This is a genomic window from Escherichia sp. 93.0816, assembly GCF_013368855.2.
Lineage (GTDB): Bacteria > Pseudomonadota > Gammaproteobacteria > Enterobacterales > Enterobacteriaceae > Escherichia > Escherichia ruysiae.
Genome location: NZ_JABWNC020000003.1, coordinates 48,630 through 63,368, shown reverse-complemented (window position 1 = coordinate 63,368; position 14,739 = coordinate 48,630). Strand labels below are relative to the sequence as shown.

At 52.7% G+C, this 14,739-nt stretch carries 10 protein-coding genes; 3 read left to right on the top strand and 7 right to left on the bottom strand.

Annotated elements, in window-relative coordinates; translation table 11 throughout:
- Window positions 1–7 precede the first annotated feature (7 nt).
- Both tgt and queA read right to left on the bottom strand, forming a co-directional pair.
- On the bottom strand, window positions 8–1,135 hold the full coding sequence (gene tgt / locus HEM79_RS05030; RefSeq protein WP_000667317.1) for a tRNA guanosine(34) transglycosylase Tgt: 1,128 nt from the start codon (window positions 1,133–1,135) through the stop codon (window positions 8–10).
- Window positions 1,136–1,189: 54 nt separating this feature from the next.
- Window positions 1,190–2,260, bottom strand: coding sequence for a tRNA preQ1(34) S-adenosylmethionine ribosyltransferase-isomerase QueA (gene queA / locus HEM79_RS05025; protein WP_176243052.1), 1,071 nt, complete (start codon window positions 2,258–2,260; stop codon window positions 1,190–1,192).
- A 92-nt stretch (window positions 2,261–2,352) separates the two neighbouring features.
- On the opposite strand from queA, the gene acpH reads away from it, so the two are divergent.
- The gene (gene acpH, locus HEM79_RS05020; RefSeq protein ID WP_001009862.1) at window positions 2,353–2,934 is read left to right on the top strand and encodes an ACP phosphodiesterase; all 582 of its coding nucleotides are present in this window, start codon (window positions 2,353–2,355) and stop codon (window positions 2,932–2,934) included.
- A 4-nt stretch (window positions 2,935–2,938) separates the two neighbouring features.
- On the opposite strand, the gene malZ is transcribed toward acpH, so the two are convergent.
- The 5 genes from malZ to phoB all read right to left on the bottom strand — a co-directional run bounded on the left by malZ (window position 2,939) and on the right by phoB (window position 10,131).
- A complete protein-coding gene (gene malZ, locus HEM79_RS05015; protein ID WP_176243053.1) occupies window positions 2,939–4,756 on the bottom strand; it encodes a maltodextrin glucosidase in 1,818 nt (605 codons plus the stop codon).
- A gap of 155 nt (window positions 4,757–4,911) precedes the next feature.
- The gene (gene proY, locus HEM79_RS05010; RefSeq protein ID WP_176243054.1) at window positions 4,912–6,285 is read right to left on the bottom strand and encodes a proline-specific permease ProY; all 1,374 of its coding nucleotides are present in this window, start codon (window positions 6,283–6,285) and stop codon (window positions 4,912–4,914) included.
- 76 nt (window positions 6,286–6,361) lie between these two features.
- Window positions 6,362–7,681 carry a branched-chain amino acid transporter carrier protein BrnQ gene (gene brnQ, locus HEM79_RS05005; RefSeq protein ID WP_000149639.1) on the bottom strand — a complete coding sequence of 440 codons (1,320 nt, stop codon included), beginning with the start codon at window positions 7,679–7,681 and terminating at the stop codon, window positions 6,362–6,364.
- Window positions 7,682–8,088: 407 nt separating this feature from the next.
- Window positions 8,089–9,384 (bottom strand): phosphate regulon sensor histidine kinase PhoR, encoded by a 1,296-nt coding sequence (gene phoR / locus HEM79_RS05000; protein ID WP_176243055.1) that lies wholly within the window; start codon window positions 9,382–9,384, stop codon window positions 8,089–8,091.
- A gap of 57 nt (window positions 9,385–9,441) precedes the next feature.
- Window positions 9,442–10,131, bottom strand: coding sequence for a phosphate response regulator transcription factor PhoB (gene phoB / locus HEM79_RS04995; RefSeq protein ID WP_000113933.1), 690 nt, complete (start codon window positions 10,129–10,131; stop codon window positions 9,442–9,444).
- 189 nt (window positions 10,132–10,320) lie between these two features.
- Here phoB and sbcD point away from each other — a divergent pair, with 189 nt between their 5' ends.
- Both sbcD and sbcC read left to right on the top strand, forming a co-directional pair.
- Window positions 10,321–11,523 carry an exonuclease subunit SbcD gene (gene sbcD / locus HEM79_RS04990; protein ID WP_176243056.1) on the top strand — a complete coding sequence of 401 codons (1,203 nt, stop codon included), beginning with the start codon at window positions 10,321–10,323 and terminating at the stop codon, window positions 11,521–11,523.
- Window positions 11,520–14,663, top strand: coding sequence for an exonuclease subunit SbcC (sbcC, locus tag HEM79_RS04985; protein WP_176243057.1), 3,144 nt, complete (start codon window positions 11,520–11,522; stop codon window positions 14,661–14,663). Before sbcD ends, sbcC begins: the two co-directional genes overlap by 4 nt.
- The last annotated feature ends 76 nt before the right edge of the window (window positions 14,664–14,739 follow it).

Genomic DNA, 14,739 nt, shown 5'->3' with positions numbered 1-14,739 from the left:
ATTAATATTAATCAACGTTCAAAGGTGGTACTTCTCGCCCCTGACGCTGGTAAAAATCAGCTACGAAGCTCTCTAATTTACCCTCTTCAATAGCCTTGCGTAAACCCGCCATCAAACGCTGGTAGTAACGAAGGTTATGAATGGTGTTGAGTCGCGCGCCTAATATTTCGTTGCAACGGTCGAGATGATGCAAGTAGGCACGTGAATAATTGCGACAGGTGTAGCAATCACACTCAGGATCGAGCGGCCCTGTGTCGCTCTTATACTTCGCATTGCGGATTTTCACCACGCCATCGGTCACGAACAGATGACCGTTACGCGCATTACGTGTTGGCATTACGCAGTCAAACATATCGATACCGCGACGCACGCCTTCAACCAGATCTTCTGGTTTACCCACGCCCATCAGGTAACGCGGTTTGTCTGCCGGTATTTGCGGGCACACATGCTCCAGAATGCGGTGCATATCTGCTTTCGGCTCACCCACAGCCAGACCGCCGACAGCGTAGCCATCAAAACCGATATCTACCAGACCTTTAACAGAGATATCACGTAAATCTTCGTAAACGCTACCCTGAATGATACCAAACAGCGCATTTTTGTTACCGAGGCTATCAAAACGCTCACGGCTACGCTTCGCCCAACGCAGAGACATCTCCATCGAACGTTTAGCGTAATCCCAGTCAGCAGGATATGGCGTACACTCGTCAAAAATCATGACGATATCTGAACCAAGATCGTACTGAATCTCCATCGATTTTTCGGGATCGAGGAAAATCGGATCGCCGTTGATCGGGTTACGGAAGTGTACGCCCTGTTCGGTGATTTTACGGATATCGCCAAGGCTGAAGACCTGGAAACCACCGGAATCGGTGAGGATTGGGCCTTTCCATTGCATGAAATCGTGCAGATCGCCATGCAGCTTCATGATTTCCTGACCCGGGCGTAACCACAGGTGGAAAGTGTTACCAAGGATAATCTGTGCGCCGGTCGCTTCAACTTCTTCCGGCGTCATCCCTTTTACGGTGCCGTAGGTGCCAACAGGCATAAAACAAGGCGTTTCCACTACGCCACGATCGAAAACCAGGCGACCACGGCGTGCGCGACCGTCGGTGGTATCCAGTTCAAATTTCATTTTTTCTCCACTACGTCAGAAAAACAGTCCAACGTTTAAACCAGCGCCGCAGAATTACTCCCCGACGCGCTCATTAATTGCCTGCGGATTGTACGTGATAAACATCGCATCACCGTAACTAAAAAAGCGATATTTCTCTTCTACCGCCGCTTTATAGGCGTTCATCGTGTGTTGGTAACCGGCAAATGCCGAAACCAGCATAATCAGCGTCGACTCTGGCAGGTGGAAGTTAGTCACCAGCGCATCGACCACTTTGTACTGGAAGCCCGGATAGATAAAGATTTGGGTATCGTCAAAGAACGGTTCGATGAGATCTTTTTTCGCCGCCTGTGCTGCGCTCTCCAGAGAGCGTACAGAGGTGGTGCCAACCGCAATCACCCGATTTCCGCGCGCTTTCGCTGCCAGCACCGCATCAACCACCTCCTGCGGCACTTCAGCGTATTCCGAGTGCATGATGTGATCTTCAATAGTGTCAACGCGTACCGGCTGGAAGGTGCCCGCGCCAACGTGCAAGGTCACAAATGCCATCTCCACGCCTTTGGCGCGCAATTTTTCAAGCAAAGGTTCGTCAAAATGCAGTCCGGCTGTCGGCGCTGCTACCGCGCCCGGTTTTTCGCTATAAACCGTTTGATAAAGTTCGCGGTCGGCATCTTCGTCTGGACGGTCGATGTACGGAGGCAACGGCATATGACCGATGCTGTTGAGAATACCCAGTACCGAGCGGTCATCATTAAATTCGACTTCAAACAATGCGCCGTGGCGGGCAGTCATTGTTGCTTTAATGCTTTCGTCATCGCCCAGCAGCAGTTCAGTGCCTGGCTTTGGTGCTTTCGAAGCGCGAATATGCGCAAGAATGCGTTTGTCATCGAGCATCCGCTCAACCAGCACTTCAATCTTGCCGCCGCTGGCTTTACGCCCAAACAGGCGTGCCGGGATCACGCGGGTATTGTTAAAAACCAGAAGATCGCCGGGGTTGAGCTTATCGAGTAAATCAGTGAAAGTACCGTGCGTCAGCGCGCCCGTTGGCCCGTCCAGCGACAGTAAACGACAGCTACTGCGTTCAGGCATGGGATAGTGGGCAATCAGGGATTCGGGCAATTCAAAGGAGAAATCGGTAACGCGCATGACACTGACTCAGACTAAAATAAGAGGCGGGTAGTCTAGTGCCGGGGCGCTCTCCCTGCAACCTTTACCCCCATTTGGATAGAATATAATCGATGAATTTTTTAGCTCACCTGCATTTAGCCCATCTCGCTGAAAGCTCGCTTTCTGGCAACTTACTGGCAGATTTCGTTCGCGGAAACCCCGATGAAATTTATCCACCCGACGTCGTGGCTGGTATTCATATGCATCGGCGAATCGACGTATTAACCGACAATCTGCCGGAAGTCCGCGAAGCGCGGGAGTGGTTTCGTAGTGAAACCCGCCGGGTTGCGCCTATCACGCTGGATGTCATGTGGGATCATTTTCTTTCCCGCCACTGGTCGCAGCTCTCACCCAATTTTCCGCTAGAGGAATTTGTCTGTTATGCCCGCGAACAAGTGATGACGATTTTACCGGACTCCCCACCACGCTTTATCAATCTGAACAACTACTTATGGTCAGAGCAGTGGCTGGTGCGTTATCGCGATATGGATTTCATCCAGAGCGTGTTAAACGGTATGGCAAGCCGTCGTCCACGCCTGGATGCCCTGCGTGACTCCTGGTACGATTTAGACGCCCATTACGATGCCCTTGAAACCCGCTTCTGGCAGTTTTATCCCCGGATGATGGCGCAGGCGTCGAACAAGACGTTATAAGGCGTTAATTCATCCACACCGTCGCCGATATCGCAGGCAATGTCAAAATGCCATCCGCCAGTTGCCCGTGACCTTCTTTACGTTGCCATTGCGCGACATTAAGCAACGGCGATGCGGGCAGCACTACTTCACAGGCGTCGCCACGGTTGATCGCCACCAGCACACGCTGCTGATTTAGCACGCGCACAAACACCACCACGTTATCTTCCGCGTACAGCACCTGACAGCCACCACGACGCAGTGCCTGGCTCTTCTTACGCAGCGCAATCATTCGCTGATACAGCGAAAATAGCTCCGCATCTTGTTTTTCCGGCTGCCACGGGAATGGCTTGCGGCAAAATGGATCGTTATTGCCATCCAGCCCCACTTCATCACCGTAATAAATACAGGGCACGCCAGGCCAGGTGAGCAGCCAGACCACCGCCAGCGGCAGGCGCGCAACATCCCGACCGAGCAAGGTTTTAAATCGCGCAGTATCGTGGCTATCGAGCTGATTAAACATACGCAATTGCTGTTGATGAGAAAGGCCGGCACGATAATTATCCATCCAGGCCATACAGGTTCGTGCGTCAATCTGCTGCGGATCGTAAGAGATGTCGGTATTGGCGAGAAATCCCCACAACGGGAAAGTAAAGCCGCGATAGTTCATGGCCGCATCTTCCACATCAGCCTGCAGCCATTGCCGCGCATCGCCAAAATGCTCGCCAACAATATAGGCTTCCGGTAATGTTTCTTTCGCCGCTTCGGTGATCCCTGCGACGTGCTGCAAATTATTACGCGCCCCACCCGCTTCCCCCAGCATATGCACTACATCCAGCCGCCAACCGTCCATATTCCACGGTGCTTTCAGCCAGTGGCGGACAATGCTGTCTTCGCCGCGATAAATTTCATTCACCAGACTTTCCGACTGATAATCCAGCTTTGGCAGGCTGGCATAGCCCAGCCAGTCGAGCGCCGTGCCATCATCACTAAACGAGTACCAGTCACGCCAGGGCGATTCGGGGTTGTGACAAGCGCCACCCGCTCCTCGATTATGCCTGTCAAACCAGGCATGGGAATCGCCACTGTGGTTAAACACGCCGTCCAGTACCAGCCGCATTCCCTGTTGCTGTGTATTGTGGCGTAAGCGCAGCAATGCTCCGTCGCCGCCAAACTGCGGGTCAACGTGGCGATAATCTTCGGTATCGTATTTATGCACGCTGGGAGCTTTGAACACCGGATTAAGATACAGCGCCGTCACGCCGAGTTTTTTCAGATACGGCAGTTTTTCGCTGATACCGTCCAGATCGCCGCCATAGAACGTTGATCCGCCCGCCTGCGCCGTGACCGGTTCATCCCAGTCACGCAAGATGATCTCTTGTCCGGCTGCGTGATGGTAATAGACATGATCCTGTTCTGCTTCACGAGGAAGACTACGCGCGAAACGATCAGGGAAGATCTGATAAAAAATCTGATCCGCAGCCCATTGTGGGCCGATATCCGGTACATCGACGGCAAACTGCTCCAGTCGTGCCGGCGGCATTCGGCTGAAGCCCTGCGGTGTAAACCAACGCTGGCGATCGTGCCACAGCAGTTTGAAACCGTAACGCCGCCGGGGTTGTCCGCTGGAGAGATCAATCGCCGCACGCCATGCGGTGACGCCTGGCTGCGGCTGACTACGCAGTTTGTGCATTGGTACTGACGTTTCTTCGTTATCGTTTTCTGTGCGCAGCATAATGCGCTGCGGTGGGTCTTCGCCCGTCAGCCACAGTGTAATGAGCAGTTGATCTTTGCTTTGTTTAACAAATGGGGGCACCGGCAGGTGCCATGCATTTAACATCATAACTCCCCTGTGATGAAAATCTGATCACCTTGCCATAGCCTAATGCAGGATCACTCATCATCTGAAGGATATTTGGGGGAGTAGGACGGGGGCGGATAACTTTCGGAATAGCCGGATCAGGATTTCCTCCTGAACCGGCTTACAGAACGCAAGGATTACTGGTTTTCAGCCAGCTGACGATCGTGGCGACGCTTAAACATCCAGCCAATCAACAGCACAACAATCCACGCGAAACCAACGTACAGCGAGATACGCGTATCAGGGTGATAACCAATCAACCCGATAATAAAGAGCAGGAAAATCAGCCCGCCGATGGTCGTTGCTACCCCACCCGGCACTTTAAATTTCAGCGCCTTAACTTCTTCTGGCGGCAAACGGCGACGGAAGGCAATTTGCGACAGCAGGATCATAATCCACACCCACACCGTGGCGAAGGTTGCCAGCGAAGCGATCACCAGGAAGACGTTTTCCGGCATGATGTAGTTCAGATACACCGCAAACAGCAGCGCGGTAGTCATCACCAGCACCGTAACCCACGGAATACCGCGACGCGACGTTTTGCTGAAAATTTTCGGCGCGCTGCCCTGCTCTGCCATACCGTGGAGCATACGGCCTACGCCAAATACATCACTGTTAATTGCCGACAGCGAAGCGGTCAGCACAACAAAGTTAAGAATGCTGGCAGCAAAGGTAATGCCCATATGCTGGAACGTCAGCACGAACGGGCTACCGGCAGTGCCAACCTGATTCCACGGGTAGATAGACATAATGACGAACAGCGTACCAACATAGAACACCAGAATACGCATCGGCACGGAGTTAATCGCACGCGGAATAGATTTCTCAGGATCTTTCGCTTCACCGGCGGTAATCCCGATAATTTCGATCCCACCGTAGGCAAACATCACCATTTGTAACGACATCACCATGCCAAGCCAGCCGTTACTGAAGAAGCCGCCATTGCTCCACAGGTTATGGATACCCGTCGGTTGTCCGCCGTTGCCAATCCCCCAGATGATGATGCCGAAACCGGCGACAATCATGATGATAATGGTGGCAACTTTAAAGAATGAGAACCAGAACTCCAGTTCGCCGAACACTTTCACGCTCATCAGGTTGATGGCGCAAATAATCAGCACCACGCTCAACACCCAAATCCAGTGCGGCACCGTCGGGAACCAGACGCCCATATAGATACCGAAAGCGGTCACATCGGCAATGGCGACAATAAGGATTTCAAAGCAGTAGGTCCAGCCGGTGATATAACCTGCCAGCGGACCGAGGTTTTCCTGCGCATAACGCGAGAAAGAGCTGGCAGCCGGGTTATGTACCGACATTTCCCCCAGCGCACGCATAATGATATATGCCGCGACCCCGCCAATAATATAGGCCAACAACACGCTCGGACCGGCCATTTTGATGGCATCTGCCGAACCGTAAAACAGCCCGGTGCCGATTGCTGACCCCAGTGCCATAAAGCGTATGTGTCGGGTACTTAGCCCACGCTTTAGCTTGTTCTTACTTTCCATCAATTCCTAACCCATCAACACAATAAAAAAACCACGGGGCATCGCAGCCCCGTGGTTAAAACAAATTTTCAGTGATTTAGTGGGCGCTGGAGGTCACCTGACGACCTGCCGCGCGATCCCAGATAATGGCCAGAACCACCATCACCACTGTTGGCATTAACCACGCCAGACCTTGTTCGGCCAGCGGTAAACGCTGCGCCCAGGACGGTAAGATATCGCTGAATGCAGATGCTTTGATCCCGTCGAGAATACCAAAAAGCAGGCTGATAAACATCGGCGGAGCAATCACGCGGGACGAATTATGCCACCATGAGCGTGTAAAACTTAATACAACCAGTGCGATACACGGCGGATAAATGGCAGTCAGCACCGGTACAGAGATCTGAATCAATTGGCTCAAACCGAGGTTAGACACCACCATCGAGAAGCCGCCGAGGATAAATACCAGCGTACGGTAAGAGAGTGGTACGTACTGGGCAAAGAACTCTGCGCAGGCGCAGGTCAGGCCAACCGCCGTGACCAGGCAAGCGATGAAGATTAACGCCGCCAGCAGGAAGCTACCGCCGCCGCCAAAGGTGTGTTGAACATAAGCGTGCAGAATAGCCGCACCGTTTGCTGACTGATCAACCAGAGACGCACTATCTGAACCCAGACGGAACAGCGCCAGGTAAAGCAGAGTCAGACCGACACCCGCCATCAGGCCAGCCCAGACGGTATAACGGGTCAGCAGACGCGCTTCGGTAACGCCACGAGAACGCGCCGCGTTAACAATAACGATACCAAACACCATTGCGCCCAGCGTATCCATTGTCAGATAGCCGTTGACGAAGCCGTTAGAAAACGCAGCGTTTTGATAAGCCTCAGTCGCCGTGCTGATAGAACCCGCAGGCCAGACAATCGCGGCAACAGACAGGATGACCAGCGCGATAATTTTCAGCGGCGCAAGGAAGTTGCCCACGGTATCCAGCAGTTTGCCCGGATAGAGCGAAACCAGAATAACGATAGCGAAATAGACCAGGCTGTAGATAAACAGCGGCAGTGCGGAATCCCCCGTCAGCGGCGCAATCCCCACTTCAAAGGAGACGGTGGCTGTACGCGGCGTGGCGAACAGCGGCCCCACAGCCAGGTAGCAAACCGTTGCCAGCAGTACGCCTGCAACTTTACCGATTGGCGTGCTGAGGCTGTCAACACCGCCGCCAACTTTCGCCAGCGCCACCACGGTTAATACCGGCAGACCAACGGCAGTAATAAGGAAGCCGAATGCCGCAGTCCAGACGTGTTCGCCTGCCTGCAAGCCGACCATAGGAGGGAAAATAATGTTACCTGCGCCGACGAACAACGCAAATGTCATAAAGCCCAGAGCGATGATATCGCGCGATCTTAATTGATGGGTCATAAATCATACTGCCTGTGGATGTGGTGTTGTAACGTTAAATTTTTGTGCCAATCCCTGGGGATGATACAGCGGTATATTTAAACAATTTTAGCGGGAAATACTCCCAACCAGGCGCGGCGAAGAATAGTTTTTCGATTTACCGCGTGAATGCAGTCAGTATGACAGCACCTGAAGCGCAATTTAAACGCTTATAACGTTTTAAAGCAAGAAGGGATCTAAAAACCAGAGGGATATAACGATAAGAAATCACCAACCAGTATAAAACACTATTTCCGTGAAAAAGATATGGCTTATCATGCGAACAAAAAATCACCAGCCGTTGTAAAAATTTAGCGTCCATCTTTTGACTGCAAAGAAAAAAAGCCAGCATCGGCTGGCTTATGGCAACAAAAAATGACAAAGGCAGATTAATTGCTGTTTTTGGCAATTAAACGTTCCGGCAGAACAAAACTGAAACGCGTACCTTTACCTACCGTACTCTCAATATGCAGGCGGCTTTCGTGATGATTCACCGCATGTTTAACAATTGCTAACCCCAGCCCACTACCGCCGGTTTGTCGGGAACGCGCTTTGTCTACACGATAAAAACGCTCGGTCAGGCGCGGTATATGTTCCGGTGCGATGCCCGGCCCGTTATCTTCAACGCTAAATTCGGCACCGTGCGGCACTCGCTGCCAGCGTACGGTGATATGCGTGCCTTCTGGAGTATGATTCACGGCGTTATAGACCAGGTTCGAAATCGCACTGCGTAGCTGATCTTCGTTGCCAGACACCTTGAGGCCGTTATCTATCTCAAAGGTAAATGTCTGTTTTTTCTGACTCAGAGTCTGAGCCTCGCGCTCAACAACGCGCAGCATCATCGGCACATCCACCTTTTCATTGAGCAACTGCGTCGGTGCAGCTTCAATTTTCGACAGCGTCAGCAACTGCTTCACCAGCCCTTCCATCCGCTGAGTCTGCTCGCGCATGGTGTGCAACGCTTTTTCGCGTACCGCGCCTTCCAGCGGTTGCTCATCCATCATCTCCAGGTAACCCTGTAACACCGTCAATGGCGTACGTAACTCATGGCTCACGTTGGCAAAAAAGTTACGCCGCGCACCTTCCAGTTGATGCATTTGCGTGACATCACGCGCCACCATCAGCAACTGTTTATGGGTATAAGGCATGACGCGAATTTCCAGATGCCGCCCGGTGTTGAGCACCAGATTGAGCGGGCGAGAAAAATCACGCGTTTTCAGATATTGCGTAAACTCCGGGTAACGCAGCAGGTTAAGGATATTCTGCCCGTTATCTTCCGGCCAGCGCAGGCCTAGAATCTGTTGCGCCAGTCCGTTACACCAGAAAATACCGCCCTCTTCTGTGGTCAGCACCACCGCGTCGGGCAACGACTCCGCACCGCTACGAAAGCGTTTAATCAGATTGCCCAGTTCACGGCGGCGTTTTTTGTTTCGCAGCTGCATCTGGTGTAAGCCGTATAGTAGCGGTTCCCAGCTACCACGCCCCGGTGGCGGGGTCATACTGCGATCCACCCACAGCCACCATGAAAGGCGCAATAAATTCCAGAAATGCCAGATAAGCAGTCCCGTTACCGATGCCAGCAAAAACCAGGGCAGGTAACCAAAAAATGCACCCAGGATGAAAGCCGGGAGGCAGCAAAGTAGCAGCTCCAGCACCAGCCTTTTCCACGACAGCCGTTCCAGCACGTAAGATACTCCAGTTATGAAATCATAAGCCCTGCTCTGCGTCCGATGAGCAAGGCGTTAAAAGCGGGTTGAAAAACGATATCCTGTACCGCGCACGGTCTGCACCATGCGGTCATGCCCGCCGGGTTCCAGTGCTTTACGCAGGCGACGAATGTGGACATCGACCGTACGATCTTCCACATACACGTTGGTTCCCCAGACGTGGTTTAACAGCTGCTCGCGGCTGTACACGCGCTCAGGATGGGTCATAAAAAAGTGCAGCAGTTTAAATTCAGTCGGCCCCATCTCCAGCGGTTCTTCGCCAGCCATCACCCGGTGAGAAGTTGGATCAAGACTTAGCCCCTGCATCTCGATCACCTCTTCCACCGCCATTGGCGAAATACGGCGCATTACCGCTTTGATTCGCGCTACCAGCTCCTTCGGCGAAAACGGCTTGGTGATATAGTCATCCGCGCCGGTTTCAAGGCCGCGCACGCGATCTTCTTCTTCCCCTCTGGCGGTCAGCATCACCACCGGAATATCCCGGGTCATCGACTCGCGCTTGAGGTGTTTGATGAACTGGATACCGGAGCCGCCGGGTAACATCCAGTCGAGGAGAATCAAATCCGGCCAGGGTTCATTCAGTTGATTCACAGCACTGTCATAATCTTCCGCTTCGACCGGCTGAAAGCCATTTTGCTCGAGCACGAAGCAGACCATTTCGCGAATTGGAGCTTCATCTTCTACGACCAGAATACGTCTCGCCATGATTTGCCCTGTTGTAATAAATAGGTTGCGATCATTAATGCGACGCCATTATGCGTCAGATTTATGACAGATTTATGAAAAGCGCGTCGCACATATCTTCAGGTTATTGATTTCCGTGGCGCAGAAAAAAGCAAATGACACATCTGTTTGGGTATAATCGCGCCCATGCTTTTTCGCCAGGGAATCGTTATGCGCATCCTTCACACCTCAGACTGGCATCTCGGCCAGAATTTCTACAGTAAAAGCCGCGAAGCTGAACATCAGGCTTTTCTTGACTGGCTGCTGGAGACAGCACAAACCCATCAGGTGGATGCGATTATTGTTGCCGGTGATGTTTTCGATACCGGCTCGCCGCCCAGTTACGCCCGCACGTTATACAACCGTTTTGTTGTGAATTTACAGCAAACTGGCTGTCATCTGGTGGTACTGGCGGGAAACCATGACTCGGTCGCCACGCTGAATGAATCGCGCGATATCATGGCGTTCCTCAATACTACCGTCGTCGCCAGCGCCGGACATGCGCCGCAAATCTTGCCTCGTCGCGACGGGACACCGGGCGCAGTGCTGTGCCCCATTCCTTTTTTACGCCCGCGTGACATTATTACCAGCCAGGCGGGGCTTAACGGCATTGAAAAACAGCAGCATTTGCTGGCAGCTATTACTGATTATTATCAACAACACTATGCCGATGCCTGCAAACTGCGCGGCGATCAGCCTCTGCCCATCATCGCCACGGGGCATTTAACGACCGTGGGTGCCAGTAAAAGTGACGCCGTGCGTGACATTTATATTGGCACGCTGGACGCGTTTCCGGCACAAAACTTTCCGCCAGCCGACTACATCGCACTCGGGCATATTCACCGCGCGCAGATTATTGGCGGCATGGAACATGTTCGCTATTGCGGTTCCCCCATTCCACTGAGTTTTGATGAATGCGGTAAGAGTAAATATGTCCATCTGGTGACTTTTTCAAACGGCAAATTAGAGAGCGTAGAAAACCTGAACGTACCGGTAACGCAACCGATGGCGGTGCTGAAAGGCGATTTGGCGTCGATTACCGAACAGCTTGAACAATGGCGCGATGTGCCACAGGAGCCACCTGTCTGGCTGGATATTGAAATCACTACCGATGAGTATCTGCATGATATTCAGCGCAAAATCCAGGCATTAACCGAATCATTGCCTGTCGAAGTATTGCTGGTACGCCGGAGTCGTGAACAGCGCGAGCGTGTGTTAGCCAACCAACAGCGTGAAACCCTCAGCGAACTCAGCGTCGAAGAGGTGTTTAATCGCCGCCTGGCACTGGAAGAACTTGATGAATCGCAGCATCAACGCCTGCAACATCTTTTCGCCACGACGTTGCAGACCCTCGCCGGAGAACACGAAGCATGAAAATTCTCAGTCTGCGCCTGAAAAACCTGAACTCATTAAAAGGCGAATGGAAGATTGATTTCACCCGAGAACCGTTCGCCAGCAACGGTCTGTTTGCGATTACCGGCCCAACCGGCGCGGGGAAAACCACGCTGCTCGATGCCATCTGCCTGGCGCTGTATCACGAAACTCCGCGCCTCTCCAACGTTTCACAATCGCAAAATGATCTGATGACCCGCGATACCGCCGAATGTCTGGCGGAAGTGGAGTTTGAAGTGAAAGGTGAAGCGTACCGCGCATTCTGGAGCCAGAATCGGGCACGTAACCAGCCGGACGGTAATTTGCAGGTGCCGCGCGTAGAGCTGGCGCGTTGTGCAGACGGCAAAATCCTCGCCGATAAAGTGAAAGATAAGCTGGAATTAACGGCGACGTTAACCGGACTGGATTACGGGCGTTTCACCCGTTCGATGCTGCTTTCGCAGGGGCAATTTGCTGCCTTCCTGAATGCCAAACCGAAAGAGCGCGCGGAATTGCTGGAGGAGTTAACCGGCACCGAAATCTACGGGCAAATCTCCGCGATGGTTTTTGAACAACATAAATCGGCTCGCACTGAACTGGAGAAGCTGCAAGCGCAGGCCAGCGGCGTCGCATTATTAGCGCCAGAACAGGTGCAATCGCTGACAGAAAGTTTGCAGGTACTCACTGACGAAGAAAAACAGTTACTCGCCACACAGCAGCAAGAACAACAATCGCTTAACTGGTTAACGCGTCTGGATGAATTGCAAAAAGACGCCAGCCGCCGTCAGCAGGCACTGCAACAGGCGTTAGCCGAGGAAGAAAAAGCGCAACCTCAACTGGCGGCGCTCAGTCTGGCACAACCCGCACGAAATCTTCGTCCGCACTGGGAACGTATTGCAGAACACAATACGGCGCTGGCGCATACTCGCCAGCAGATTGAAGAAGTAAATACTCGCTTACATCGCACAATGGCGCTTCGCGCAAGCATTCGTCACCACGCGGCGAAGCAGTCGGCAGAATTACAACAGCAGCAACAAAATCTGAATGTGTGGTTACAGGAACACGACCGCTTCCGGCAGTGGAACAACGAACTGGCGGGTTGGCGGGCGCAGTTCGCCCAACAGGCCAGCGATCGCAAGCATCTGCGGCAATGGCAACAGCAATTAACCCATGCAGAGCAAAAACTTAATGCCCTTCCGGCGATCTCTTTAACTTTAACCGCCGCCGAAGTTGCCGCTGCGCAGGCACAACATGCCGAACAACGTCCGCTGCGTCAGCGCCTGATCGCGCTACATGGGCAAATTGTTCCCCAGCAAAAACGCCTGGCGCAGCTACAGGCCGCTATTCAGAGCGTTACGCAGGAACAGACACAGCGTAACGCCGCGCTCACTGAAATGCGCCAACGTTATAAAGAGAAGACGCAACAGCTTGCCGATGTCAAAACCATTTGCGAACAGGAAGCACGCATTAAAACGCTGGAAGCCCAGCGAGCGCAATTACAGGCAGGTCAGCCTTGTCCGCTTTGTGGTTCCACCAGCCACCCGGCGGTCGAGGCGTATCGGACGCTGGAACCAGGCGTTAATCAGTCTCGATTACTGGCGCTGGAAAATGAAGTTAAAAAGCTCGGTGAAGAAGGCGCGGCGCTACGTGGGCAACTGGACGCCTTAACGAAGCAGCTTCAGAGGGATGAGAACGAAGCACAAAGCCTCCGACAAGATGAGCAAGCACTTACTCAGGAATGGCATACACTAACTGCCAGCCTCAGTATCACTTTGCAGCCGCAGGACGATATTCAACCATGGCTTGCCGCCCAGGAAGAGCATGAAAAGCAACTGCAATTACTAAATCAGCGTCATGAATTGCAGGAGCAAATTGCCGCGCATAATCAGCAAATTATCCAGTATCAACAACAGATTGAACAACGCCATCAGCAACTCTCTGCGGCGTTAACGGGTTACGCACTGGCACTGCCACAAGAAGATGAAGAAGAGAGCTGGTTGGCAACACGTCAGCAAGAAGCGCAGAGCTGGCAGCAGCGCCAGAACGAATTAACCGAGCTGCAAAACCGTATTCAACAGCTGACGCCGATTCTGGACACATTGCCGCAAAATGATGAACTGCCACACAGCGAAGCTACTGTGACGCTGGAAAACTGGCGGCAAGTTCATGAACAATGTCTCGCGTTGCAAAGCCAGCGGCAAACCTTGCAGCAACAAGAAGTTCTGGCGGCGCAAAGTCTGCAAAAAGCCCAGGCGCAGTTTGACACCGCGCTACAGGCCAGCGTCTTTGACGATCAGAGGGCGTTCCTTGCAGCACTGATGGATGAACAGACACTAACGCAACTGGAACAGCTCAAGCAGAATCTGGAAAACCAGCGTCGTCAGGCGCAAACGCTGGCAACTCAGACAACAGAAACGCTGGCACAGCATCAGCAACACCGGCCTGATGGGTTGGATCTCACTGTGACGACGGAACAGATTCAACAAGAGTTAGCGCAAACTAACCAAAAGTTGCGTGAAAACACCACGAGTCAGGGCGAAATTCGCCAGCAGTTGAAACAGGATGCAGATAACCGTCAGCAACAACAAACCTTAATGCAGCAAATTGCCCAGACAACACAGCAGGTTGAAGACTGGGGTTATCTCAATTCGCTGATTGGCTCCAAAGAGGGCGATAAATTCCGTAAGTTTGCCCAGGGACTGACGCTGGATAATTTAGTTCATCTCGCTAACCAGCAACTTACCCGTCTGCACGGGCGCTATTTGTTACAGCGTAAAGCCAGCGAGGCGCTGGAAGTCGAGGTTGTCGATACCTGGCAGGCAGATGCAGTACGCGATACCCGAACGCTTTCCGGCGGCGAGAGTTTTCTCGTCAGTCTGGCACTGGCGCTGGCGCTTTCGGATCTGGTCAGCCATAAAACGCGCATTGACTCGTTATTCCTCGATGAAGGTTTCGGCACGCTGGATAGCGAGACGCTGGATACCGCCCTTGATGCGCTGGATGCCCTGAACGCCAGTGGTAAAACTATCGGCGTGATTAGCCACGTTGAAGCGATGAAAGAGCGTATTCCTGTGCAGATCAAAGTGAAGAAGATCAACGGACTGGGTTACAGCAAACTGGACAGCACGTTCGCGGTGAAATAACTATTCAGCAGGATAATGAATACAGAGGGGCGAATTATCTCTTGGCCTCGCTGGTCGTTATCCTGCAAGCTATCAC

What these genes read in the sequence shown, in the direction of transcription:
- proY (WP_176243054.1), bottom strand. Translation starts at nt 6,285, where the DNA reads ATGGAAAGTAAGAACAAGCTAAAGCGTGGGCTAAGTACCCGACACATA.
- sbcD (WP_176243056.1), top strand. Translation starts at nt 10,321, where the DNA reads ATGCGCATCCTTCACACCTCAGACTGGCATCTCGGCCAGAATTTCTAC.
- queA (WP_176243052.1), bottom strand. Translation starts at nt 2,260, where the DNA reads ATGCGCGTTACCGATTTCTCCTTTGAATTGCCCGAATCCCTGATTGCC.
- phoB (WP_000113933.1), bottom strand. Translation starts at nt 10,131, where the DNA reads ATGGCGAGACGTATTCTGGTCGTAGAAGATGAAGCTCCAATTCGCGAA.
- sbcC (WP_176243057.1), top strand. Translation starts at nt 11,520, where the DNA reads ATGAAAATTCTCAGTCTGCGCCTGAAAAACCTGAACTCATTAAAAGGC.
- acpH (WP_001009862.1), top strand. Translation starts at nt 2,353, where the DNA reads ATGAATTTTTTAGCTCACCTGCATTTAGCCCATCTCGCTGAAAGCTCG.
- malZ (WP_176243053.1), bottom strand. Translation starts at nt 4,756, where the DNA reads ATGATGTTAAATGCATGGCACCTGCCGGTGCCCCCATTTGTTAAACAA.
- tgt (WP_000667317.1), bottom strand. Translation starts at nt 1,135, where the DNA reads ATGAAATTTGAACTGGATACCACCGACGGTCGCGCACGCCGTGGTCGC.
- brnQ (WP_000149639.1), bottom strand. Translation starts at nt 7,681, where the DNA reads ATGACCCATCAATTAAGATCGCGCGATATCATCGCTCTGGGCTTTATG.